At 34.7% G+C, this 24,913-nt stretch carries 26 protein-coding genes, 1 tRNA gene and 2 pseudogenes; 21 read left to right on the top strand and 8 right to left on the bottom strand.

The annotated features are described in order from the left end of the window. The first annotated feature begins 33 nt into the window (after positions 1–33). From PVV66_RS07120 to PVV66_RS07110, 3 genes are read left to right on the top strand one after another with little or no spacing between them, the layout of a single operon-like run. Positions 34–237 (top strand): Arc family DNA-binding protein, encoded by a 204-nt coding sequence (locus PVV66_RS07120; protein WP_273719095.1) that lies wholly within the window; start codon positions 34–36, stop codon positions 235–237. Beyond that, complete coding sequence (locus PVV66_RS07115; protein WP_273719094.1) at positions 230–991, top strand: phage antirepressor KilAC domain-containing protein; 762 nt, start codon at positions 230–232, stop codon at positions 989–991. Before PVV66_RS07120 ends, PVV66_RS07115 begins: the two co-directional genes overlap by 8 nt. Next, complete coding sequence (locus PVV66_RS07110; RefSeq protein ID WP_273719093.1) at positions 988–1,266, top strand: hypothetical protein; 279 nt, start codon at positions 988–990, stop codon at positions 1,264–1,266. Before PVV66_RS07115 ends, PVV66_RS07110 begins: the two co-directional genes overlap by 4 nt. 53 nt (positions 1,267–1,319) lie before the next feature. On the opposite strand, the gene PVV66_RS07105 is transcribed toward PVV66_RS07110, so the two are convergent. Then, on the bottom strand, positions 1,320–1,631 hold the full coding sequence (locus PVV66_RS07105; protein ID WP_120101720.1) for a DNA-binding protein: 312 nt from the start codon (positions 1,629–1,631) through the stop codon (positions 1,320–1,322). Positions 1,632–1,642: 11 nt separating this feature from the next. Next, positions 1,643–1,966, bottom strand: coding sequence for a type II toxin-antitoxin system RelE/ParE family toxin (locus PVV66_RS07100; RefSeq protein WP_012230755.1), 324 nt, complete (start codon positions 1,964–1,966; stop codon positions 1,643–1,645). Between the two features lie 106 nt (positions 1,967–2,072). On the opposite strand from PVV66_RS07100, the gene PVV66_RS07095 reads away from it, so the two are divergent. From PVV66_RS07095 to PVV66_RS07080, 4 genes are read left to right on the top strand one after another with little or no spacing between them, the layout of a single operon-like run. Then, positions 2,073–2,735, top strand: coding sequence for a lysozyme (locus PVV66_RS07095; protein WP_273719092.1), 663 nt, complete (start codon positions 2,073–2,075; stop codon positions 2,733–2,735). Next, complete coding sequence (locus PVV66_RS07090) at positions 2,732–2,959, top strand: hypothetical protein (protein ID WP_273719091.1); 228 nt, start codon at positions 2,732–2,734, stop codon at positions 2,957–2,959. The genes PVV66_RS07095 and PVV66_RS07090 overlap by 4 nt, the downstream gene beginning before the upstream one ends. Further along, complete coding sequence (locus PVV66_RS07085; RefSeq protein WP_273719090.1) at positions 2,892–3,095, top strand: hypothetical protein; 204 nt, start codon at positions 2,892–2,894, stop codon at positions 3,093–3,095. Before PVV66_RS07090 ends, PVV66_RS07085 begins: the two co-directional genes overlap by 68 nt. Then, positions 3,088–3,300 (top strand): hypothetical protein, encoded by a 213-nt coding sequence (locus tag PVV66_RS07080; protein WP_012230750.1) that lies wholly within the window; start codon positions 3,088–3,090, stop codon positions 3,298–3,300. Before PVV66_RS07085 ends, PVV66_RS07080 begins: the two co-directional genes overlap by 8 nt. 130 nt (positions 3,301–3,430) lie before the next feature. On the opposite strand, the gene PVV66_RS07075 is transcribed toward PVV66_RS07080, so the two are convergent. Then, the gene (locus tag PVV66_RS07075) at positions 3,431–4,588 is read right to left on the bottom strand and encodes a site-specific integrase (RefSeq protein ID WP_273719089.1); all 1,158 of its coding nucleotides are present in this window, start codon (positions 4,586–4,588) and stop codon (positions 3,431–3,433) included. 937 nt (positions 4,589–5,525) lie between these two features. Here PVV66_RS07075 and PVV66_RS07070 point away from each other — a divergent pair. Continuing rightward, positions 5,526–5,729: a SlyX family protein gene (locus PVV66_RS07070; RefSeq protein WP_273719088.1), complete on the top strand. Its 204-nt coding sequence runs from the start codon at positions 5,526–5,528 to the stop codon at positions 5,727–5,729. Positions 5,730–6,746: 1,017 nt separating this feature from the next. On the opposite strand, the gene PVV66_RS07065 is transcribed toward PVV66_RS07070, so the two are convergent. Continuing rightward, positions 6,747–7,064 carry a hypothetical protein gene (locus PVV66_RS07065; protein WP_273719087.1) on the bottom strand — a complete coding sequence of 106 codons (318 nt, stop codon included), beginning with the start codon at positions 7,062–7,064 and terminating at the stop codon, positions 6,747–6,749. Between the two features lie 165 nt (positions 7,065–7,229). On the opposite strand from PVV66_RS07065, the gene PVV66_RS07060 reads away from it, so the two are divergent. The 7 genes from PVV66_RS07060 to PVV66_RS07030 all read left to right on the top strand — a co-directional run bounded on the left by PVV66_RS07060 (position 7,230) and on the right by PVV66_RS07030 (position 13,514). Next, positions 7,230–8,657, top strand: coding sequence for an amino acid permease (locus PVV66_RS07060; RefSeq protein ID WP_273719086.1), 1,428 nt, complete (start codon positions 7,230–7,232; stop codon positions 8,655–8,657). A 40-nt stretch (positions 8,658–8,697) separates the two neighbouring features. Next, positions 8,698–9,378 (top strand): energy-coupling factor ABC transporter ATP-binding protein, encoded by a 681-nt coding sequence (locus PVV66_RS07055; protein ID WP_273719085.1) that lies wholly within the window; start codon positions 8,698–8,700, stop codon positions 9,376–9,378. Further along, entirely contained in the window at positions 9,375–10,016 is a 642-nt protein-coding gene (locus PVV66_RS07050; protein WP_273719084.1) for an energy-coupling factor transporter transmembrane protein EcfT, read from the top strand. Before PVV66_RS07055 ends, PVV66_RS07050 begins: the two co-directional genes overlap by 4 nt. 15 nt (positions 10,017–10,031) lie before the next feature. Continuing rightward, complete coding sequence (locus PVV66_RS07045) at positions 10,032–10,586, top strand: biotin transporter BioY (protein WP_273719083.1); 555 nt, start codon at positions 10,032–10,034, stop codon at positions 10,584–10,586. Between the two features lie 133 nt (positions 10,587–10,719). Beyond that, entirely contained in the window at positions 10,720–11,274 is a 555-nt protein-coding gene (locus PVV66_RS07040) for a biotin transporter BioY (protein WP_273719082.1), read from the top strand. 448 nt (positions 11,275–11,722) lie between these two features. Continuing rightward, positions 11,723–12,031 (top strand): hypothetical protein, encoded by a 309-nt coding sequence (locus tag PVV66_RS07035; protein WP_273719081.1) that lies wholly within the window; start codon positions 11,723–11,725, stop codon positions 12,029–12,031. A 1,407-nt stretch (positions 12,032–13,438) separates the two neighbouring features. Further along, a tRNA-Thr gene (locus PVV66_RS07030) sits at positions 13,439–13,514 on the top strand. A 131-nt stretch (positions 13,515–13,645) separates the two neighbouring features. Here the strand turns inward: PVV66_RS07030 and PVV66_RS07025 are convergent. Then, positions 13,646–13,803 (bottom strand): annotated as a pseudogene (locus tag PVV66_RS07025) (DNA-binding protein). A gap of 1,062 nt (positions 13,804–14,865) precedes the next feature. Between PVV66_RS07025 and PVV66_RS07020 the strand changes: the two are divergent. Genes PVV66_RS07020 through PVV66_RS07010 form a run of 3 tightly spaced genes read left to right on the top strand, consistent with a single transcriptional unit; the run spans position 14,866 to position 15,900 of the window. Next, entirely contained in the window at positions 14,866–15,528 is a 663-nt protein-coding gene (locus tag PVV66_RS07020; RefSeq protein WP_273719080.1) for a lysozyme, read from the top strand. After that, positions 15,525–15,752 carry a hypothetical protein gene (locus PVV66_RS07015; RefSeq protein WP_273719079.1) on the top strand — a complete coding sequence of 76 codons (228 nt, stop codon included), beginning with the start codon at positions 15,525–15,527 and terminating at the stop codon, positions 15,750–15,752. Before PVV66_RS07020 ends, PVV66_RS07015 begins: the two co-directional genes overlap by 4 nt. Beyond that, positions 15,685–15,900 carry a hypothetical protein gene (locus PVV66_RS07010; RefSeq protein ID WP_273719078.1) on the top strand — a complete coding sequence of 72 codons (216 nt, stop codon included), beginning with the start codon at positions 15,685–15,687 and terminating at the stop codon, positions 15,898–15,900. The genes PVV66_RS07015 and PVV66_RS07010 overlap by 68 nt, the downstream gene beginning before the upstream one ends. A 472-nt stretch (positions 15,901–16,372) precedes the next feature. Here PVV66_RS07010 and PVV66_RS07005 read toward each other — a convergent pair. Then, positions 16,373–16,821, bottom strand: a pseudogene (locus PVV66_RS07005) (phage integrase central domain-containing protein); the annotation flags it as partial. A gap of 2,641 nt (positions 16,822–19,462) precedes the next feature. Here PVV66_RS07005 and PVV66_RS07000 point away from each other — a divergent pair. The 3 genes from PVV66_RS07000 to PVV66_RS06990 all read left to right on the top strand — a co-directional run bounded on the left by PVV66_RS07000 (position 19,463) and on the right by PVV66_RS06990 (position 20,689). Further along, the gene (locus tag PVV66_RS07000; protein WP_273719077.1) at positions 19,463–19,603 is read left to right on the top strand and encodes a hypothetical protein; all 141 of its coding nucleotides are present in this window, start codon (positions 19,463–19,465) and stop codon (positions 19,601–19,603) included. A gap of 160 nt (positions 19,604–19,763) precedes the next feature. Next, the gene (locus tag PVV66_RS06995) at positions 19,764–20,066 is read left to right on the top strand and encodes a hypothetical protein (protein ID WP_273719076.1); all 303 of its coding nucleotides are present in this window, start codon (positions 19,764–19,766) and stop codon (positions 20,064–20,066) included. Between the two features lie 5 nt (positions 20,067–20,071). Beyond that, on the top strand, positions 20,072–20,689 hold the full coding sequence (locus PVV66_RS06990; RefSeq protein ID WP_273719075.1) for a transketolase C-terminal domain-containing protein: 618 nt from the start codon (positions 20,072–20,074) through the stop codon (positions 20,687–20,689). 721 nt (positions 20,690–21,410) lie between these two features. On the opposite strand, the gene lldD is transcribed toward PVV66_RS06990, so the two are convergent. Together lldD and PVV66_RS06980 are read right to left on the bottom strand one after the other, a co-directional pair. After that, positions 21,411–22,562 carry an FMN-dependent L-lactate dehydrogenase LldD gene (gene lldD, locus PVV66_RS06985; protein WP_273719074.1) on the bottom strand — a complete coding sequence of 384 codons (1,152 nt, stop codon included), beginning with the start codon at positions 22,560–22,562 and terminating at the stop codon, positions 21,411–21,413. Between the two features lie 1,106 nt (positions 22,563–23,668). Continuing rightward, on the bottom strand, positions 23,669–24,757 hold the full coding sequence (locus PVV66_RS06980; RefSeq protein WP_273719073.1) for a 2'-deoxycytidine 5'-triphosphate deaminase: 1,089 nt from the start codon (positions 24,755–24,757) through the stop codon (positions 23,669–23,671). Positions 24,758–24,913 lie beyond the last annotated feature (156 nt).

The following is a 24,913-nucleotide window of genomic DNA, read 5'->3' as shown; positions in this document are numbered from 1 at the left end:
TTATGGTACTAAATATGTGCATATGGAGGTAAAATGAAAACGATCCAATATAAAATAAATATGCCACGTACATTAAAGGAGTGGTTGTTTAATCGGGCAACTGAGAATGATCGCTCTCTTTCATCTGAAATAATTAACATTCTCAAAAAAGAAAAAGCGCTAGAGCATAAGTCCGCAAAAACTCTCTCTAACGCTTTACATCTAACTAACCTGAAAGAGGTCAATTACAATGAATAATAGCACATACTTACCTATCAATAAAGACAAATTAATCAAATTACGAGAAGTTGAAAACGAGCCTCGTGTTCGCGATGTGGACTTAGCAGAAAAATTAGGGTTTGTTCGTACACGTGACGTTAGAAAATTAATTACAAGAAATATGCAAGAAATAGAACGGTTTGGGAGGTGCGCCACTGTGGCGCACGTAATAAAGGGCAATAACGTAACAGAATATTGGCTTAACGAAGAGCAGGCGTTATTGATTGCGACATTATCGAATACAGAAAAATCTTCTCAAGTCCGTTATATGCTTATTAAGTTATTTGTTGCATGGCGTAGGGGCGAGATAAAGCAATCCTATGTTCAATCGATCGACTACTCCAGTCCAGCAGTATTGCTTGGTGTCTTAACGCATTTAAAAGATGAAAACGAGCGGAAAGACAATATCATTGCTAAATTAGAACCAAAGGCAAAAGCTTTGGATGGTTTAAAGCGCTCTGATGGTTTGTTTGGTCTTATTGAAGCAGCAAAGATGTTAGAGGTACGACCTAAGGACTTAACGGATTACTTGCGTAAACATGATTGGGTGTATCGACGTGCTCCAGGGGCGCCTCTGTTACCTTATCAAGAGAAAATTAAGAAAGGATTCATGGATTGCCCTGCTATCACCATTCAAAGACCGGACGGAACAGAGAAGGTGCTGCCTTCAACTAAAATCACATCTAGAGGATTGGCATGTTTAAGAGAACAAATCCATGGAGGTGTACAATGAAGATAGATACCAACTTCTTATGTGATTTATGGATAGCATTATCTCAATTTTCTAGACATGAAAATATGAATGATAAAGATTGTACTGCTCTGGTTGATACTATGACTGTCATAGAAAAAGCTTTGATTTCAAAACTTCAAGATGAGATGCCAAGTATACTTAAAATCTTAACAGTTTTAACAGATTTTGGCGATTCAGAACTGTCGCATAGCATGGAACCTTTGTTGCGCGCTTATGAACCAAATTTTGAGAACCCCATTAGAAAAGTTGCTTAAGTAAAATATATACCCCTCCTCGTTCTTAAAAATGGGGAGGTGGTTAATACAGATTAAACGTGTGGAACGGGTCGTTCAAGAGGTTGTACAGCCAAACGCAACCCCATGGTATGCAGTAACGCATTTAGGCTACGGAACTCTGGATTGCCTTTTTCTGAAAGTGTACGATAAAGTTGCGTAGGATTCAATTTGGCTGCTTTGGCAACAGCTTGAACACCACCATAGGCTTTTGCCATTTGACGAAGTGTTACAAGCAGTTCCCCCTGGTCACCATCTGCTAGGATTGCATCAAGGGTCGCTGCTGCTACTTCAGGGTCATTATGGAATATTTCTGCCATTGCATCATCATGGCTACGGTCTTTCATCTTTGCACTCCTTAATCTTCACGGTTTTGCCAATCGTACCAACAAGCACATGCACGAGTGATATCGGTGTCTTGTGTTTTTTTGGTACCACCGCATAATAACAATAATACGGTCTTTCCAGACTGAGCATAATAAATTCGGTAACCAGGACCAATATTCATACGCAGTTCATAGACACCATCACGAAGCGGCTTGAAATCGCCAAAGTTTCCTTGCTCTAAACGATTAAGACGGCGAATAATTGCAGTTTTAGCCTGCACATCACGGAGCTTTCGCAGCCAATCGGCTATCAAGTCTTTGCCATCAGAGGTAAGGTAGTGACGTATTTCAAACATAATGTATATTCGTTTATAAACGAATGCTTGTCAAGAGCGAAAGAAATTTATTTTTAGATTTTCACTCAGCCCCGCCTTGTGTGGGGCTTTTTTATAGGAGCAATACATGAGAACAATATCACCAGAAGGGCTAGCACTGATTAAACAATGGGAAGGCTTGCGTTTGAATGCCTATAAAGATGCCATTGGGGTATGGACCATTGGTTATGGACATACAAACAATGCCGGAAAACCTTTTGTTCACAAAGGCATGGCAATCACTGAAAAACAAGCTGAAGAACTTCTTTGCCAAGATTTAAGACAATTTGAAAATGCCGTTGAACAAGCGGTTCAAGTTCCCTTAACGGATGAACAATTCGCAGCCTTGGTCTCCTTTTGCTATAATGTAGGAACAACAGCTTTTTGCAATTCGACCCTATTAAAAAAACTCAATAACGGTGAATATGAAGCAATCCCAACCGAATTACAGAAATGGACCAAAGCCGGTGGTAAATGCTTGCAAGGTCTTGTACATCGGCGTGCAGCTGAAGCAGGATTATGGGCGAAAGGTGCTTTTGTTTCCTCTAACTACCAAACCGTAGAAACGCAAGCGCCAACCGGGCTTTTCAAAGCCGAAGCTCTTGCTCCAGTCATTGGTTCTTTTTCTGGACTTGGCGGCTTATTAGCCGGCAATGGTCCAGTGCAATGGGCGCTCGCCACTATCATGGTTTTAGCCGCATGTGCTGGCATTTTCTTTGTTGCTAAACGTTTTCAGGAACACCGTTTATGATCTTATGGATGAAAAGAAATCTGCTGTTAACAGGTGCGGCTCTAGCCGCTTTTTTTATAGCTTTGGCAAAAGCTTTCACCCTTGGGAAAAAGGCAGAACAGCAAAAGCAAACAGAAAAAACCTTAAAGGCAGCAACAACACGACTGGAGGTGGAAAATGAAGTTAATCAGAAAAGTGATGCTGATGTGCGTGCTGCTCTCTCTCGTTGGTTGCGGGACAAATAAGTATGTCTCTTGTGTTGGTTGGTTGCCAATTTATTTAGAGAGAAAAGATGTCAACGTCATCAGTTCGCGCTTAGCAAGAGAGATCTTAAAGCATAACAAGCAGGGCGAACGTGTGTGTGGGTGGAAACATGGCTAGGAAAAGAACACAAGACGATATAGAGCTTACAGAAGGAGAAAAAGAAATCCTTCAAGAAATCATCATGACCTACAAAAGTATAAAAGTGATGTCACGTTATACGAAATGGATTGTACTCATTATACTCTTATTAGCACTTGATTTTTCACGTCTTATAGATGCTGTAGAAAATATTTTTACACAAAAACCAAATATCCGACTCTAAATACACTCTGAAACGTGCGAAACTGTTTAGCAAATAAATTATCAATTTAGCACGTCTCAAAGATGCGAGAGATAATATCGTTTTACACATCTCAAACAGTGGTTTTCAAAACATTAACAATTTGATCCCCTTAGGTCGCTCCTGTTATAAATGCAGCCCACTGTTCCAAGAGAGCATGGCGTTGTTCTAAAAAATCTGTCCGCATATAAGCTTTTGTCACTGAACTCCCAACTGAATGCGCAAGAACAGTTTCGGCAATCTCAAAGGGTGTTGACGTTGTTTCTGCTATCCAGTCACGTAAACTGGAACGAAAACCATGGGGGCGATAAGTCAAACCACAAACTGTCATATATTTTGCCATGCTTGCATCAGAAATTGGTTTGCCGGTAAGACCAGAAAAGAGAAAACCATTTTTTTCAAAGGGGAGAGATTTTTCAATCACTTTTAAAGCTTCATCACTCAATGGCACGCGAAAATCTGAAACCTTTCCTACAATGCCCTTCATATTTTCTTTGGGTATAGTCCATATATCTTTATCTATTTGTTCAAGACGCAAATAGCGCAATGGATACGACCGTACTCCAGTCAAAATAAGCAACTTCAGTGCTAAATTTGAAAGAATCTTATCATCCAAGCTTTGATAAAATGCCGGAACTTCTTGCCATGGCATAGCAGGAATATTTGTTGATGTTGCACGGGCTTTTCCTAAAAGGGCGCGTGCTTTCATACAAGCTTGTAGATCAACGTCCAAACCAAGAGCCGCAGCATATTTCAAACAAATGTTAATACGATTAAGTGCTTTTCGTGCAGTGTCTGCTTTTTCATGCCAAAGAGGAGCAAGAACATTGCGAATGATATTAGCCGTTAATTTTTCTATAGAGAGGCTGCCTATGTGTGGAATAACATGCAATTCCAGCGGAGAAAACCAACGCCCATTTTTGCCTTCATTTTTTAACTCTGCTTTTTTACTTTCAAAAGCCGCTGTTGCAATCTCACTGAATATGTTGCTTTGCTGTTTTAAGACAGTTTGTTCTCGAAAGACAATAGGGTCATTGCCTTCTCTGAGAATAGCACTATAATGCTTGGCAAGTTCGCGCGCTTCTTTTAGAGAAAGTTGTGCAACTGGACCAAGCCCCATTTCACGGCGTTTGTTATGGTATGTATAACGAAAGAACCAAGAGCGCGTATTGTCTTTTCGAACATTCAACCATAATCCTGCCCCGTCACAATACTTACCTTGAGAAGCAGACTTGACAAGTAATGCTGATAACCTATGAATCCCCCTCACTTAATTTCCCTTCTCGTCCACCTTTTCACACATTGCTCGTCCACCTTTTTGGGGCCACCTTTTAGACCACCTTAATTTTTTGATTTGAGATTTTTTCTTTAATTCTTAATTTTTTTATTGGAACATAAAAAATTATAGACATCAATAGCTCTTGCACATATTTACATAACTTGATTCTTGTTGCTAAAGCCCTGTCTGCCGCGTCTGGGCACCACTCTCTTTTTTATTTCTAATAATTTATTGTTTTTCTTAGGTTTTTTAAAGGGTTAGGGCACTAAAATAAAAGTGAGGGAATAGGATTTTCCAACATGTCTCTTAATTACTGTAAGTTAAGACTTCTTCTCGAGGGATGTTAGTTGATTCGGACACTCAAAATATTTTAGTTTCTAACAAGATGAATTCTCAAGAAATATCTCTAATTTCATTAAAATTATTATACTTCAACGTTAATTTTGTCCCGAAAATTTTTGATGATATGCGTCATATTAATGGTATTATCTGTATCAAAGTTACCCACGGGATAATTACTCTTTCTAAGAAATGCCAAAGCCTTCACTACAAAATTATTGAGAACATCAAAGAAAACACGTGTTTTTATAAAAGTTTTTTAAATTTACATTAAGTCTTTGTAAATATACAATGTATTGATTTGTAATGATAATTTATTGTTTTGTATGTTGAATGAGAAAACCTGAATATCGTAGATTTCTCATTTAAAATTTGTTTATATTTAATCAATTAAAATCACTGGTTTGCACACCACAAGGGTGGCTAGCATGTGGATAGAAAACGTTTTATGAACCATCCAGAGCCAAGAGCTATAATGTGAAAATAAGACGCGTAAAATTAGTTGAGTTACTTTTCAATTTTATAGAAAGAAAAAGGAAGAGGGTTAATAAAATTAGTCATGTTTTTTACTTAAAATGGAGTCGAAATCATGTCGGATGAAAATCGGCTAATAGAACTAGAAACGAAGCTAGCTTACCAAGAAAAATTCATTGAGGAGCTTTCTCGTGTGGTCACTGATCAATGGAAAAGTTTGGATGAGATGTCTAAAAAAGTTGATGTTTTAGCGAGACGATTTTCAGATTTAGAAGAGCAAAGCCTTACTGAAACTATTATTTTGCCAATTTATAAATAAAGCAACATGCTGATTTATAATAATTTATCGTTATTCAACTTGAATTAAAATCTTGAATACCGTAAATCCCCTCTTTTTAAATCTCCCTCATATTGAACAAGTCAAAACCGTATCTTTTGCACGTTACAAGCAGGATGGGCCCGGGTAGATAAAAAACTATTAAGAAAGAGCTAAAAATGCTTCTTATGAATCATCTCGAGTACCAAGGGCTGTAGCAACATTTTAGGGTTGGCAAGGAATGTAATGGTATCGGCTTGTTACTTGACTAACGTAAAGTTAGAGGTGCTGAATGGATTTGCCGTTATATCATTTATGGTTTACATCACGAAATGGGCTTGGGCATATTGAGAGATATTTCTTCAAAACAAGCGCATGAATTCGCAATCCAATGGTGTTCTATTTTATGGGAAAGGCGCGCCCCTATGAAGATATTTTTTTAAAAAATTTTCTAGTAATAGCCTCTTGTTTTTTAGATGAGATAAGGTGAATCTCACAATGAGAGAAAGGGGCGAAAAGTGCTTTATCACGATTATGCATTATTTACAGATTAGTTTTTATTTAATGCATTTTTTAGCATGTAGAACAGTTTTTATAAGCTTCCTCATTAATTTCAAGAAGTTTCAATCTTATAAGGCGTGCTGATATCGGAAGACATTTTTTATATGTGATTTCTAGTACTAAAATGAAGAAAGGTTTTTGTAGAGTATAAAACTGCAGTCGTAGAAAAATCTAGAGACTTCAATGGATTTTAATTTTTTCTGTACAGTGTTTTTTTATAGGCAGGGGGGAAATTTATTCGCTAATTTCTTTGAATTGATGCAAATAAAATGATGTTATCGTTATCGATTAGAAATCGTGATTGAGCAATATATTTATTATAATAAAGCATTTTAATCCGCTCTTATGATCAAAAGACTTTTAGTTGTGTTGATAGGATGAGGTACTCTAAGCTACATCGGTTGTGTATAGTACAGTGAGTGCTAAAGGTCTTTTTCAAGCTTAAATGTACTCTTCATTTTATGTATATATTTTGTGAAAAGGCTTTTGTTTTTCGTAATTTAAAATACCAAATATTATTGCTAAAGCACCAAAGATAGTCCATGCTGGTAGATAAGTGAGAGTAATGCAAATGGAGGACAGAAAATCGGGCATTATCTTGCAGAGAGATTGATTAAGGTTATAGATATCTGTTTGAAGAAGATTTACTAGAATTTTATTAAGGGGGGTTATTGTCCAATGTGATGTGATGACAGAGTGTGCATTATCAATAACCAATGCTATAATTGTTAGTGTCACGAAAATGAAGGTCATTAATTTAAATAAAGGGCGGAGCATGTTTTTTCCTAAAGTTTTAACAGGACATACGTATAATGCACAGAAAAATACGGAGTTGCATTATGATAAGAAAATAAATTTACGTTTGTTTTGTGTTTTTTGAAAAAGGCGCATAATTTTTTCGATAAAAATTGAGGTTAGGTTCAACAAAAGTAATGAGACAGAATGTTTGAGAAAAAGCACAATGAATTAAAACGTAACCTTCAAAATCGTCATATTCAAATGATTGCTTTGGGTGGTGTTATTGGGACAGGACTTTTTTATGGATCAACCGAGGCAATTCAATTAGCAGGTCCCTCAGTCATTTTAGCTTATCTCATCGGTGGGCTTATTATGTATTTCATTATGCGAATGCTTGGTGAAATGTCAGTAGAAGAACCGTCTTCAGGAGCTTTTAGTTTTTTTGCTTATAAATATTGGGGAAGTTTAGCAGGTTTTATAACAGGTTGGAACTATTGGTTTTTATATATTCTTGTGAGCATGACTGAACTTACAGTGATTGGATTTTATCTTGATCACTGGATTTTGATTGATCATTGGAAGTCATCCTTCATTGTACTTTTGTTTGTCTCGTTAGTTAATTTGTTTAATGTCCGTTTTTATGGAGAATTTGAATTTGGTTGTGCTTTAATCAAAGTTGCTGCTGTTATTGGTATGATTATTTTTGGGATTTTTCTCATTGTCTCTGGAATGGGGGAAAATCAAGCGAGTATCTATTATCTTTGGGATCACGGCGGTTTTTCCCCTTATGGGGCTATAGGGGTTATTTTGGCGACTTCTGTAGTAATGTTTTCTTTTGGAGGAACCGAGCTTATTGGTATTGCTGCTGGAGAGGCATCTAATCCACAAAAAACAATTCCAGCGGCTATTCGTCAAGTTATGTGGAGAATTATAATTTTTTATGTTGGTTCTATCAGCGTTATTATGATAATCAGTCCGTGGAATATGATTGGAAAAAATGGTAGTCCTTTTGTTACAATTTTTAAAACTGTAGGAATTCCCGCTGCGGGTCATATTTTGAATTTTGTGGTTATTATGGCGGCTATTTCTGTTTACAATAGTGGCATTTATTCTAATGGTCGTATGCTTTATAGTTTAGCTATACAAAAAAATGCTCCACATATTTTCAGTAAACTGAGTGCTGCTCGTGTTCCTTATGTTTCTATTCTTTTTTCATCGTTCTGTACGGCAATAATCCTTATTATTAATGCTTTAATTCCTGATAATAGTTTTATGCGGATCATGGCTCTTGCGACAGCGGCAGCCGTTATTACTTGGACCATTATTGTTATTGTTCATTTGAAGTTTCGAAAGGCCCATAAGAACAGAAAAGGAAATTTTATTTATGCGTTTGGTTTATATCCTTACGCTAACTATCTTTGCTTATGCTTTCTTGTTTTATTATTTTGTATAATGTTTATAAGTGGTTTTGGGAAAAATGGATTAATGGCTCGACTTTTTGAGATGATAGGAATCAGGGTATCCTTTCTTGAAATATATATCCCTGTACAGATGCCTGATATGAGTTTGGCAGTCATCATTGTTCCTCTATGGTGCTTGTTTTTACTTTTAGGCTATAAACTGAAACAATAACGAAAGAAGAGCTAATAAAAGGGATTGATTGGAATAAATCTTGGGGATTATAAAATTTGATAAGGTAACACAAGTCTTTGGTGAATTGTGTGTTTTAAAGAATATTACTGTGCAACTTACCGAAAGACGGATTGCTGTTATTGGTGCAAATGGTTCTGGAAAAAGTACATTTGTTCGTCTTATCAATGGGCTCCAATTACCATCTCATGGTTTTGTAAGTGTTGATGGGCTTGATACAAAACGCGATGCAAAGGCGGTAAAGCGTAAAGTAGGATTTGTTTTTCAAAATCCTGACAACCAAATTGTTTTACCATTAGTAGAAGAAGACTTATCCTTTGGTCTTAAAAATTTGAAGCTTAGTAAAGATGAAATTAAGGAGCGTGTAGATGAAATTTTACAGCGCTATGAACTTCAAGATTTCAGAAATCACGCTGTTCATTTATTAAGTGGTGGGCAAAAACAACTCGTCGCTATTTCCAGTGTAGTAGCAATGAAACCAGATTACATTATTTTTGATGAGCCGACGACATTACTTGATTTGCGAAATAAGCATCGCGTTACGCAAGTGATAGAAGAATTACCACAAACGGCAATAGTTGTATCGCATGATTTGGAGTTTTTGAAAAAGTTTGATAGAGTGCTAGTTTTTGATAAGGGGGAGATAGCAATTGATGAGGTACCTTTTGTTGCTATCAAGGAGTATATAAGAAGAATGTCATGATCGGTTTATATATTCCAAGGGATACATTTATTCATAGATTAAGTTCTGGGGTTAAGCTATTATTTCTTACAGTCTGTGGAACTTTTATAATAATGGTTTCTTCCATAGCGCTTCTTGGACTCTTTTTATTATTTGTTGCCTTATTTTATAGAATTGCCAAGGTTCCTTTTAGCACTGTGATAAAGCAGTTTAAATCGATGGGATTGCTTTTAATTCTTCTATTTTTATTTCAAACTATTTTTAGCGGATGGCTTACGGGAGTGGAGGTTATATTACGTCTTGTTGTCCTCTTTTCTTTATCATCACTTATTTCATTCACAACAAAAGTTTCAGATATGGTGGATGCAATTGAAGCAGGGCTTCAGCCCTTTCGTTGTTTTGGTATAAATCCATCAAAAGTGAGTATGGTTATCTCTATGGCAATCAGGTTTATTCCTCTTTTGAGTGAAAAGTTTAATGAAGTCCATGAAGCACAGCAAGCACGGGGACTTAATACGAACATTGTCGCTCTTGCAATACCTTTAATTATACGAACCATCAGAATGGCTTCAGAAGTGGCTGAAGCATTGGAAGCGCGTTCTTATGATGCTGATGATACTATTGATACAGCATCTCATAATAATCCAAGTTTTTTATAGTGAAAGAAGAATCAAATGAATACAAAAGATTTAGTCTATATTGCTTTATTTGCCGCTATTTATGCTATTTTGGGCCTTTTCCCTTCTATCTATCTTCCTTTTCTTCTAGGGGTACCTATTACAGCTCAGTCGATGGGACCGATGTTAGCAGGGTCTATACTTGGGGCTAAAAGGGGGGCTTTAGCATCGCTCCTTTTTCTTGTCCTTGTTGCGATTGGTTTGCCTCTGTTGCCTGGTGGTCGTGGTGGAATCAGTGTCTTTTCAGGGATTGCAAGTGGTTATTTGATAGGTTTTCCATTTGCCGCATTTTTTATTGGTTTAATGGTAGAATTGTTTTGGCAGAGGTTAAATTTTATAACATTATTTGTGATAAATACTGTGGGTGGTATAGGAATTGTCTATGCTTTTGGTGTTCCATGGACAGCATATATGACTAAAGTTTCTTTACTGAAGGTTTTAATCGCTTCCTCAGGTTTTTTGATAGGTGATTGTTTAAAAGTGTTGATTGCATCCTTTGTTGCACTCGCGATTAAGAGATCTGTTCCTCTCATTCATTCAAAGAAAAAATAGGCTTTATTTTGAATGTATTATTATAATATTTCTCTTTGATATATAAGGCATTGGACGAGTTCTTTTATAGATCTGATACTTTTAATTAATTATACAACAATAATTAAGGCTTTGCCATAATGAAGGAATATCAGTGAATACAAAAGATTTAGTCTATATAGCTTTATTTGCCGCTATTTATGATGTTTTGAGCCTTTTCCCTCCTATTTCTCTTCCCTTTCTTCTAGGTGTCCCTATTACAGCTCAGTCTATGGCTCCAATGTTAGCAGGGTCTATACTTGGGGCCAAAAGGGGAGCTCTCGCATCACTTCTTTTCCTTGTTCTTGTTGCGATTGGATTGCCTCTATTGTCTGGTGGTCGTGGTGGAATTAGTGTTTTTTCAGGAGTTACGAGCGGTTATCTCATCAGTTTTCCCTTTGCTGCATTTTTCATTGGCTTACTGGTTGAGTTATTTTGGAAGCGATTAAATTTTATACTCTTATTCTTGATAAATACTGTGGGTGGTATAGGTGTTGTCTATGCTTTCGGTATTCCATGGACAGCGTATATGACACAAGTGTCTTTGCTGACAGTTTTAATAAGTTCATTAGTTTTTTTACTTGGTGGTTTTTTAAAAGTGCTTATAGCATCGTTTGTAGCGCTTACCATTAAACAAACCGTCCCTCTCATTCATTCTGAGAAAGAGTAGTTCTGATTCTTGAATGAAGTTTTGTATTACTTTGTATGAGAAAGCTAGAACACAAATAGTAACAAAATAAAGTATTTTTTATATTACTTATTTTTATTCTAATGAAATGGAATATCTAGGAAAGATGGATGTATTATATATTATCTAGTATATTTATTATAAATTTTAATTTTGTTTTATAAAATATATCTTATAAATAATTTGCGAATAATATACGCATATAAAAATATTTTCATAACTTACACAACTGACTTTTAAAAGTTATATAAATATAATGAATTATAAATTAATATAAAATTTATTTAACTAATAACGATTAATATTAAATAATCTTTTAGATAATAAAATATTATTTTTCGTATTTTTTATTTTAAATATAATATAGACACAAAAATAGATTTATGTTAATTCCATTATGAATATTTATTAATGGAGGTAAATTATAAAAATGACTATAAAATATTTCTTTGCTATATGTGCTATATTATTAATTTTTTTATCTACAGTGAAAGCATCTGAATATAAAGTTTTTCAAGGAGAAAAATCTGTTACTATTACTCATAATATGAGTGTATCAGATTTACTTCATAGTAAACAGAAAGATTCTTTATTAAATAAAGTTATTTTACCAGCTCATCCTGGTAATCATAATTTATTTTGGGAAAATATGATATTTATTTTTCAAACAGCAAAACATGTGTATATTAATTTAGGAATATATTTATATTATTCAATATTATCCATATTTAAATGGTAGATTAGTTAATTTTTTAGATAATAAAATAATTTTCTCATAAAGATAATAAATAACAAGATATGTATATACCTATAAATAAATTATGTATATTAATATTCGAAGAATTTTATATATTGTAGCAGTAGGTTATAATAGGTAAGCGTTCAAAGCTGAATTAATCAGTTTTTATAATGAGCTTTAAAAAATACTAATATTTTTATAAAACTATGAGAGTGATTAGTTTATTTGTAATAATTATGTTCAAACTTTGTGCCAATTGATTTTTAAATTTTTACCTTGTTGAAAGAATGGTGTAAGTTTTATTTTGAAAAAAGGTTTGTAAGTCTTTTAATTTTTTAAAAATGGATGAGTATCCATTTCATAAAGTTTTTAGAGAAAATGATGTGGGGGAGGTGCAAAGCAATCAATCGCTTGACCCTTCCCTTTTAATTTGGCTTTCCGACTTTTTAAAAACACCCACATCAATATCTTTTTAATAATGGAAATTACGCATTGCTTTACGCTTTTATGTTTCACATTTTTTAATAGGGTGATGTCCCTCATTTACAAAGAGAACAGCTCAAATGCAGTATACTTGTTGTTGTTAATTTACGAGTTTGTTTTAAAAAGATATCTCTTAGGGCACGTCACACCTATTTCGTGAGGACGCTTGTGAATAGTATAAATACTAAAGCCCTCACGAATAATATATTAGGACACCAGCATCTTTACAGTTATGAAGGAGCAAGTCGATATCATCATACACTTTTGCCAGTTCCAATGTCGCTATAGCTGGTTTATGATAAATTTTAGTTTCCTAAGCACTTATTCAATAAATTTCTCCCTTGTCTTAGAAACAGAAAATATTTTTATCTTTACTAAGATATCTTAACACCATTTTCTATCCTAAAGATTGTAGCTTGTCATTGGGTTTTGCAAAATTTGACAGCAGGTTTTGCATCAATTTATTTTTTTCAAAGGGTTTTTAAGAGGGTCTTAAAGGGTCTTAAAGGGTCTTCAAAGACCTTTCAAAGCCTTTTCTCATTTTTACCGTCAAATTCCGATTTTTGCCATTTTTGACTTTTTTACAATTTAAACTGTCAAAATCCATTTTGACAAAACGTGCATTTAATGGTAAAAATTGTATATAAAAACAATAAACTATCACGTCTTTCTATCGTAATCCCATTGAGTATAAGACCTACGTCAAACTGGTCTCCAGAATCTTAATTTAAACACTATCATAAATCGGAAAGCGTTTTATAGCATTAAGATCAAAGAATACTGCCCCCATGACTTTTGTACAGTTCTCCTCATTCAATTATGATCACATCTTATAAATTATTGAAAAAAATGTATACTTGCTTTTATACGTACTTTTAGCTATTACCCTCAAATTAGTTTTGTCTCATTGACTTACAAATCTATGCCGCATTAGCTCAGTTGGTAGAGCACATCATTCGTAATGATGGGGTCGCTGGTTCGAATCCGGCATGCGGCACCATTTTTTGTGCTTAATACGTTGAAATACATATATTTTTCTTTAATTGTCTGTTTTTAGTTCACCTCTTGTGATTTATACGATTTTACCTAATTTATTGTTATTTTTTCCATATTTTTCTTTTGAGTAAAAGGCTAAGGTTTCTTTTTTCTCCACCGCACGACTCTGCCTCACTTATATAACTCTGGAAGTACCACTTTGAAGACTCCAAGCTCGAATCGTTGTTGTGGATACACTAAAAAGCTGTGCACATTTATGGTGAGATATATCTATCGCCATTCTCAAAGAGCATCTCATTTGTATATTACATAAATGGGTAAAATGTTGGGAGGGAAAAATTCCCTCCCTAACTTCAAGCGGCTTTTATCAAAATCTTTTGTATCCCTTGTGTTATTGCACCTAAACAGATTTCAAAAGCTTGATTGATTTATTTAAGATGTTGCTGGAAACGTAGCCAATACAACACCAGACAAAGATGATACCATTGACCCAAACGCCCCACAAAACACTTCATATGAAGAAGACGAAGACGTTATTCATATGGGAAAAAACATAACCAAGACTATTGTTCAAGTTTATTACAGTACAATATTCTTAAAAAACAATCAAATATCATTGATCTATATATGGAATATGTTCCTCTAATATATTGTTTCAGTTAGAAACTGACTATAAGAGAGGAGTAAAATATCCATTATGTTTTCATGTAAATATATTTTATTTATAACAAAATTTATGTAACAGCTTATTTCAAATCCTTCATAAAGGTTTGTTTTTAAGGAAATTAAGCAATTAGAGGAAAAAATAAAGAATAATTAAATTAACTATAGCTTTTTCGATTCAATATGTATAATACGTTGTGTATTCGATTCTTTGATTCTAAATAATTGGTAGATGTAGAATGGTTTAATTATAATTTATCTTTTTGTTTTTATAAAAATTTCTATGATGTAGGTTATGGATTATAAAATTATTTAAAAATCAATTCCTGTTATTTAATTAACTATTATATTTTTATTGTAAAGAGATTTTATTTGCTAAAAGTATTGAAGTTTTTCAAGTAACTTTTCTCTAAATCATTCTAGATCAATTGTATTTATAGGTGGAATATCTGATTATAAATTGGTTTATAAAGAGTTATTATATTGAGATTCAAGAGAAAATTAATTACCACAAAATAAATAGTGGTTAATATAGTATTTGTTATAGTTAAAGATGATATGGGTTTTAATATAATCCGTTATGGTGTTTTGCTCAATTGAACCCTTTCACTATTCCGTTCTTTAAAATTGAGTAAATGTAAGTTTTGAATTCATATCCTGCTTTGTGTAGGTTTTTTTATAGGATAAGAATAATGCGAAAAATATCAACAGAAGGGCTTGCACTGATTAAGCAATGGGAGGGTTTACGTTTAAGGGCTTATGAAGATTCCGGTGGAATATGGACAATTGGTTATGGGCATACAAGTGCAGCTGGAGCCCCAAGTGTCCATAAAGACATGCAAATTACGGAAAAAGAAGCTGAAGAGATCCTTTGTCAGGACTTGAGAGAGTGTGAAGTCACTGTTGAAAAAGCTGTTACCGTTCCTTTAAGTGATGAACAATTCGCAGCTTTAGTATCATTTTCCTATAATGTAGGAATAACGGCTTTTGGCAAATCTACACTTTTAAAAAAACTCAATAATGGTGAATATGAAGCGATACCGACTGAATTGCAAAAATGGACAAGAGTAGGAGGAAAACGTATCCAAGGTCTTGCCAATCGTCGAGCTGCCGAAGCAGGATTATGGGCGAAAGGTGCTCATGTTGCCCCTAATTATCATGTAGTAGAACCAGAAGGTGTGACAGGTATTTGCAAAATAGAAGCTCTTGCACCAATCATAGGCTCTTTTTCAGGGCTTGGGGGACTTTTTGCAGGAAATGGCCCTGTACAATGGGCTTTAGCAGGAATTATGGTTTTAGCTGCTTGTACAGCTATGGTATATATTGCTAAACGTTTTCAGGAACACCGCCTATGATCTTATGGATAAAAAAATATCTGACGACGACGTCAGCAATCATAGCTGCTTTTTTTATAGCTTTAGTGAAAGCCTTTTTCCTTGGGAAAAGAGTTGAGAAGCAAAAACAAACAAAGGAAGCTTTTAATATAGCGAAAACACGGCTTGAGGTAGAAAATGAAATTAACAAGAAAAGTGATGCTGATGTGCGCAATAAGCTTTCTAACTGGTTGCGCGACGAATGAACGAAATTCTTGTATTGGATGGCTGCCAATTTATTTGAATCGACAAGACATCAATGTCATTAGCCCCAATTTGGCAAGAGATATTCTAAAACATAACGAACAAGGTGAGCGTTTATGTGGGTGGAAACATACACGAAAGGTGAAATGAAACTCCTCTGAAAAATTAATCAATGAAAAATTTGAAAGGGGTGAGTACATTCAAATTAAAAGCAGAGGCACTTAAAGAGTGAAAACACTTTGGTGGCTTAATTTAATTGAAGTAACAAGGGGAGGTGTTTAGCTTGAAACAAAAGGATTCAACTAGTTATATTTGCGTAAAATGATTGAGTATATCAATATATTCTAGGGTATCTCTGTTATCTGATCAAAACAAAAGAAAAAATATGCTATGAATTGCCCTGTTATTGCCGTTCAAAGATCTGATCAGATAAAAGAGCTGTCTTCAGCAAAGATGATGTTTATAGACCCATCCATGCTTGAAAAAATCAGTCCACAGAACTGTACAAGAATATGGGCTTTTTATGCGATTTGTCAATAATATTGTTCCGGCTTTTTTACCGTCATACTCCTGAAGATAAACTAAATCCTTTCACACTGTGTCTATTTTTTTTATGCTAAAAGGGTGTAAGAACATTGCAAATGATATTGGCTGTTAATTTTTCTATAGGTAAGCTTCCTATCTGCGGAATAACATGCAACTCCAATGGAGAAAACCAACGCCTATTTTTGCCTTCATTTTTCCGCTTTTTTTACTTTCAAAAGTCGCCTGGGCAATCTCTTGAAAAATATTTCTTTGCTGCTTTAAGACAGTTTGTTCTCAAAAGACAATAGGATCATTGCCTTCTTTGAGAATATCGCTATAATTCTTTCAAGCTTTTGTACTTCTTTTAAAGTAAAGACTTGTGATAGGATCAAGCCCCATTTCACAGCGCTTATTGTGATGTGTATAATGGAACAACCAAAAGTGTATATTGTCTTTTCGAACATTCACCCCCCTGCCCCATCACGATATCTCCCTTGAGGGGATTCTTCTACGAATGCTGCTGATAAATCTATGAAGCGCCCTTATCTAATTTACCCTCTTATCTACCTTTTCACGCATTGCCTGTTCACCTTTTTTGATCCGCCCTTTAGACCTTCTTTAATTTTTGATATAGAATTTTTTCTTTAATTCTTATTTTTATTGAATTATAAAAAGATGTGTAGCAATGTATTCTTGCGCATTTTTATACACTTTGCTCCTCATTTCTAAAGCCCTTTCTGGTAACATGTTGCAACATTTTTTATTTAACATATATTTTTTAGATTTATTCGTAACTTGCTAGAAAAATTTCTATATTTTGATAGAAATATCTTATATCAGTTCACTTTTTTCAAAAAATTATGAAAGAATTCTCAACAAACCTTCAAAATTAAAAAACCTTTAATGGATATTGTTTCTTTGTTTTAGAAATCAAACTTAGTAACGCCCCATTCCTCAACAACAATTGCATTATTTGAAGAGCAATCGATGGTATAATCTCTTTTGAAGTTAACTGAAAGTTTTTCGAACTTCTAGCATATTGTTTAAAAACAAAAGACACCTTCCTTTTATTTGCGCAGTACCCGCGCCATCATCTGATAATTCTCCCACTGACACAAATCCTTTCCGTAATAACCTTCAACACCACAATAAGGTGATTCAAAATAAAACAAGGTGTTTGAACTTTCATAATGTACAATAAAATCAGATCAGCGTAAATGTTCAATGCGAACACCTGCTAAACAGCGGTCAATAAGTTTTAGCACGCCTTCAAATTGGAAAGGATTAAACCCGCGCGGCTACAACGGGTTTCAACTCTCATCGTACAAGATTGCCTACCTTTTCGCTAATAATCGCTGTAAAATATAAAACCTTGAGACTCATTCTAAGTCCGAGAGAGTTTCTAGATCTTGCTTTATTAAGCGTTGAAACACCTCACAGCGTCTCATCTGAAACGCTAACAGTTTTCATAAAAGGACGATCGTGGCGTTGAAACAGCCTCCCAAAAATTTACGACATCATTTGAGATGATTTTTGCTGCTTTCAGCGAATAAAATGAATTTCTATCTAAAGAAAATACCCTCATGCAGACAAAAGATTTTGTGTACATGCTATGAGAAATATCTTTAATAATTTTGGTAAAATTTCTTTTGTCACCAATATCAGCAGCCGCTGGTGTAATAGAATCAACATATTTTAATTTTCCATACGTAAAGTATATCCATTATTTTTAATACTCTTGTCAGCTATATTAACCGTATTCTCAGTACGTTGTGATAACAAAGTATGCGATGTTAAATTGTGTTATATCGAACCGATTCATCGCAAAACTGTCTTCGTTGGCTGAATGACTAGTCCAGCCTCTATTAGAGAGAGCTTTTCCTTTAGTTATAGGGTAAATTTTACCTATTGCTTACAAGAGCAATTGGATCATCTTGCTCCTATTCTTACCCCTCAAACTGGAATGCAAAATTTATACTTTATTCTCAGAATGCTTCACGACCGATCAAAAATGCTTCACAACCGATCAAAGTGGCTATTTAAACCTTTTATTTTCTATTCTCGCTAGATTAATTGACTCATGTTTGGTGCTTCTAAGCTCGTTTTTGTGGTATATCTGCTCGTCTTCTCATAGCAATGGGGAACGAAAGTGGCTCAACACCATGAGACTTTCCACGAAAGTCCTAGAGAAGAAGTGGTTGATAAAACATGATTTTGGGATGCCATTTTAATGCCAAAAAAAACACTTTCTATAATGCTAGCCGATCCGTCCTCTTCTCATACTAAGAATAATCTATTGCTTTATAATATTTCAACGTTTTACGTATTAAATAAGGAAACCTAATGCCGTAAAATTTTCTTATTTCAAATTTGTTCATAATAAATCAATCAAAACTATTGGCGCTTGCTACAATTAGGATTGCTGTGTGAAAAACACTGTACAAAAAAGGAATTAAGAATGCTTCTTATAAAACGTTTAAATGCAAAGGCTGTTGCAATATTTGAAACGAGAAAATAGAATGACAGTGCTAACCGTTTAAAACAGAGGAGAAATAGCACACAAAGTCGCGCTTGGAAGTGATGATGTTATAAATCTTCTAAGGGGAGAAGACATAGGTTATGCAACGAATAAAGCAGATATTGATGACGCGATTTATGCTCTCCGTTTACGCCTTAAAATACTTGGTCTCATTAGAAAAGCAAAATTTAGTCTCACAGCTGGAAGTCTTTCCTGTATTGATTTTATCTATATCTTATACAAATATATTCTTCAAATAAATCCAACGCGTATCGATAATCCCAATCGCGATTGATATATCCAAAGTAAGGGACATGCGGTCGAAGCGTTGTATATTCTATTATCAGAAATGATATATTTTGATCCTCAACTTCTTGAGACGTATTTGAGCTTTGGGTCAAATTTTATTGGTCATGTCACCCAAAAAGTTCTTGGTATTGAGCAAAGTACAGATTCTCTTGGTCATGGTTTGTCTCTAGGTGCAGGAATGCTCTTTCTGGACAGCTTAATTCTCAATCATATCCTGTTTTATGCTTCTTGGCGATAGCGAAATAGCGGAGGGCTCTGTTTGGAAAGCGGCACTTTTTTCAGCACATTATAAACTCAGCAATCTCACAGCAGTTGTCTATAGAAACCGGCTACAAATTACGAATACAAACAGATGTTTTAATGAATACAGACCCCTTGGCCAATAAATTTACACGTTTTGGCTGGCATGTTGTAGAACTCGATGGTCACGATATAACGCAACTGAAAACATCATTAGGATCACCCCCTCTCATAAAGACAAACCAACAGCAATCATTATGAACACAATAAAAGGGTGTGGAATTTCCACTATGGAAAATGACATAACCTGGCACCATAAGTTCCAACAGATGAGAAATATAATCTTGCTGTCAAGGGAATTGAGTCAAAAATTCAATTAATAGGAGCAATGGATAATCTTCATCACTAGACACAAACTGCCGTGAAATTTTCAAACCTCGGAATTTTAAATAAGGCTCTTATAAAAATAGCGCAATTTGATAAGAATATTGTTGTTTTAACAACTGATTCACGAATATCTGGAAAGATTGATCAATTCGCAAAGCTTTATCCAGAACGGATTGTAGAAGTTGGAATTGCTGAACAAAATTTGGGTAAGCGTTGCTGCTGGTTTTGTTTCATGTGGAAAAAGTCCTTTATTGTTTCGCAGGCTTGTTTTTTGACAGGGCGTACCCTTGAACAAATAAAGGAGATGTTGCTTATTGTGAAAATCCTCTCCGATTGATTGGCATGAGTGCTGGTATCAGCTATGAACCACTGGAGGCAACCCATCATGCTATTTCAGATTTTGCTTCGCTTCGCGTCATTCCTAACATACGTATTATTGCTCCTGCGGATAATAAAAAAACAGAAGCTGCAATTTTCTCGATGTTAAGCAATCCTATGCCTGTTTATATACAGCTAAGAAAGTACTCTGTTATAAATATTCATAAGAGTGCTGCAAAAATTGATATCAGCAAAGATTCTGTTATCAAAAAGGGAAAAGAAGTTCTCTTATTTGCTACGGGTGAGACTGTTCAGATTTGTCTTGATGCGACTGAAAAACTCCAAAAATATGAAATTATACCAACAGTTGTCAGTGCACCAACAATCCGACCTTTAGATGATACATCTGTTATAGAACTCTGCAGACCTCACAGATCTATCATTGTTTGTGTAGAGCCCAGCATTCATGGGGGGCTTGGAGAAGCGATTGCGAAATTACTTATGGAATATAGTATTACATGCAAATTTGTAACGCTAGAAATACCGGAGGAGCCAATCTGTAATGGAAGCCAATGGGATGTTTTGGTAAATTATGGAATAAATCGAAAAAGTATAACGAAAATTGTATTAGCAATGACATAAGATACAAAAAACATTAAACTGCATCTCAATATGCTCACCAGTTCAAAACTATCATAAGTCATTGAGAGCACGAGAAACAAGGGCTGATAAACACATTAAATCGCATTGTCTTGCTTTCTTAGTGAACGCGTTTTATTTAAAAGATACTACATCGTATTTTTCATTGTTTTAAAATTCATTCCATAAAAGACAATAACATATCCATATAATATATTATTCAGTAAACTCAACATAAATACTATAGATATTATATAATATATCTCCACTTTTTATTATAATTTATATATTATTAATAATACATATTGACTCTTTAAATAAAATTAATTATATACTATATGTGTTTAATTGTTATTAAAAATAAAACATAATTAATGTATTATATTTTTATAAATAGGAGAGGAAAATGCTCACAGCATTATTTATATCTATTTTTTCTATATCAACAGTTGTTATGCCTTTACTTGCAGCGCTTGTTCCTTTTTATCCTTAGAATAAGCCTTTAAAAAAGTGAATAAAAGGTGTCCGCAGTGTCATTTTTGCTTTGATTATTATTAAGATTTTTTCTTTACTATTATTATAGTTATTGGGTATTTTTTGTTGTTTTATGGAGAAGAATTTTGACCTTTTTCTTTAATGCTAACTGTCAACATATCTGTAAATACAATTATGCTCTTCTATAAAAAAGGCTTTCTTTTCCTAAAAGTAGTATAAAATATGACTTTCATTGTTTAAAGATATCTGTATTCACTAAATTTTCGCGTGTAATCTCTTTGAGTGTCTGAACACCAGTCAGTGTCATAGCTACCCGCATTTCATTGGCAAAAAGATCAAGCAGGTGAGTAACACCTTTCTCACCTGCTGCTGCAAGCGCATAAACAAAAGCACGACCAATCATCACAGCATCCGCACCTTGTGCGACCATGCGTACAACATCAAGTCCAGAACGAACACCAGAATCGACTAAAATAACCAAATCATTCTTTACAGCCTCAGCAATTGCTGGTAATGCTCGCACCGTTGATAAAACACCATCGAGTTGGCGCCCACCATGATTGGAAACAACAATACCATCAGCACCAAATTGTACTGCTTCTCGTGCATCTTCTGGATCAAGAATACCTTTCAGAATCATTTTTCCCTTCCAGAAATCTCGAATCCATTGTAGATCATGCCAACCAATTGATGGATCAAAATTGGCCCCAAGCCAACCAACATAATCGTCCAATGCAATCTTCTTTTTGAGATAGGTAGAAACATTTCCAAGATCATGGGGGCGCCCCATAATACCCACATTCCAAGCCCAATGTGGATGCGTAAAAGCTTGTAAAAAACGGCGTAATCCAGCATAAGGACCAGACATACCCGAATGTGCATCACGATAACGTGCACCTGGAACTGGCATATCAACGGTAAAAACCAACGTGCGTACACCAGCTAACCAAGCCCGCTCTAATGCATCACGCATGAAACCACGATCTTTGAGAACATAAAGCTGAAACCAAAATCCCGCCCCAACCGCTTCCTGCACTTCTGCAATGGGGCAAACTGAAACAGAAGATAGAGTAAAAGGGATCCCTTTTGCTGCTGCGGCACGCGCTGCTTTCACCTCACCACGACGTGCATACATACCCGTTAGCCCAACAGGTGCAAGCACTATCGGTAAATCAAGTCTCTGATCAAAAAGCTTGATTGAAAGATCAACTGTACCCACTCCCCTTAGAATCCTTTGACGCAGTGCAAGTGCTTGAAGATCTGTACAATTACGTCGCAGTGTTTCCTCAGCATAAGCACCACCATCAATATAGTGAAAAAGAAAAGGAGGAAGCCGACGTTTTGCAGCCTTGCGATAATCAAATGTTGAAGAAATAATCATTGATGGCACCATTGTTCCTAAATGAAAAGAGAAGACATTCTAAAACACATAAGAGCCCCCTGTACCCCCTATTTGATATTCTCACAAAACGCTTTATTGAATAGATAAAGATAACAGGGATTGCAACTTTCTAAAAAAACTAATTGATAAAAACAACGCCTTTCTTTCTCTTTTCCAATTTTAAAACATCACAGTATGGAGTAGGATCAATAACGTATGCACTCATACATTATTCATGGACAATTGAAGTACTATACTTGCTGTCAATAGATACCTCTTCGAAAGTCATTACTTCGCCAGTTGGTTCGTTGTAATTTAAAGTCGTCTCTCCCTCCAAAGATTATTTACATTATCTTTTATAAGAATAGAAAGTCTATACTCATTAAGTATAAACCATAATTTCCCCAAAAAATGAAAAAAGCCTTTAATTAATACGGGAAATAAAGCTGTCGCATACATCTAGAAATCTTCTCATATTAATATTCAAAACTCAGATCAGTTACTTTTTCATAAAATTTTAACATTATCTCATTCACATAGAATATAAAAAACTTTTAATATTTATACGAATAAAAGACCTTCACCTTCAATAATTCTCTAGCAATATTATAGCTTAAGGCTATAAATAAGTTCCTAAAATTAAAAAACTATTCATTAAAAATATTACTGAACTGTAGTGAAAAAATTAATTATTGGCTCTTAATGATAAGTTTTATACAAAATAAAATATACTAGATATTTAAGCTCTAAAAAAATGAAATTAATAGCAGCTTGTTATATCGAATTCTATTAACTTATTGATTTATTATCATAATACATATGCATGACATATTGAATAAGAATTGAATACAGTAAAGCTCTTTCATTTTAGATCTTTTCACGATGAAACAATTGAAACTATTCTTCTTCTCATCATAAACGGAACTTGCATGGATAAAAACTCTTAAAAAAGAAGTAAAAATTCCTCTCATATCCTCTAAAATGCAAGGGCAGTCATAACTTTTAAAACTAAAAATAGAATGCATGGTGCCGATTTTGTGAAGAACAAATTTCTTACTTAAAATGCATTTCCTGCATACATTTTATCAAAATTCGTCGTTTTCAAATCATTTAAAATGTTTGGATAACTTTAAACCCTGTGCTTGATAATGTGATCCAACATCATGTCCATAAAGGGTTGATGGTCGATTAAGCATATGCTCATAGACCAAACGGCCAATAATTTGACCATGCTCTAAGATAAAAGGAACTTCATGGCTCCGCACTTCTAAAACCGCTCTTGCCCCTTTACCATTCGCTTCCATATGCCCAAATCCTGGATCAAAAAAGCCTGCATAATGCACCCTAAACTCACCCACTAAGGGATCAAAAGGAGTCATTTCTGCAGCATAAAGCGGAGGCACATGAACAGACTCTCGTGAAACTAAAATATAAAACTCATCAGGATCAAGAACCAGCTCCCTTTGACCACGATCAAAAAGAGGTTCCCAAAAATCTAAAACATGGGCAGTAGCACGTTTATCAATATCAATAACACTTGTATGATGTTTAGCACGATAACCTACAAGCCCGTTTTCGTTTCCTTTTAAATTAATGGAAAGCCCAATACCACCAGCGCTAATATTAGGAAGATCATCCGATATCAGTGTTTCTTGCCTTTGCAAAGCAAGCAGCTCAATTTCATTTAAATAACTTTGCCCTTTTCTAAATCGAAGCTGTGATAAATGCGAGCCAGTACGCACCAAAATTGGAAATGTTCGTGGACTAACTTCCAAATAAAGCGGACCATGATAACCAGCACAAATTTTATCAAACTCTTGAGCATTATCCGTAATGACCCGTGTAAAAATATCTAATCGTCCCGTCGAGCTTTTTGGATTGGCAATAGCAGATAAAAATTCTGGTAAGGCCAAATTTTCTAAAAGCGGAACGATATAAACACACCCCGTTTCCAAAACAGCTCCATCTCGTAAATCAAACTCATGCAACTTTAATCGTTCAAGCTTATCCAAAACTTTTGCATCAAGACCCGGCATAAAGGAAGCACGTATACGATAAGCTTTCTCCCCTAAACGAAGATCAAGGCTTGCTGGTTGTATTTGAGATTTATCAAACGTGCTCTGAGCTTTCAGAAAATTATTATCAATCAAAGCTTGTATATCACTATCTGCTAAAATACCGCTTATACGCGCCATATATGTTGCCTTCCCTTTTTACACTGTTTCTTTTTTGACCTAGATGATAAATTGGTGCAAGCTATTTTAGGATGATAAAAATTATTTTTTCTATTTTCTCCAAGTCATTTGTTAATACTTCGAATAATGAAAAACATTTAGTATAATCACTCTCAA

The organism is Bartonella sp. AU16XJBT (assembly GCF_028618665.1).
In the GTDB taxonomy this organism is placed as follows: Bacteria; Pseudomonadota; Alphaproteobacteria; order Rhizobiales; family Rhizobiaceae; genus Bartonella.
This window is presented reverse-complemented; position numbering and strand designations above follow the sequence as displayed.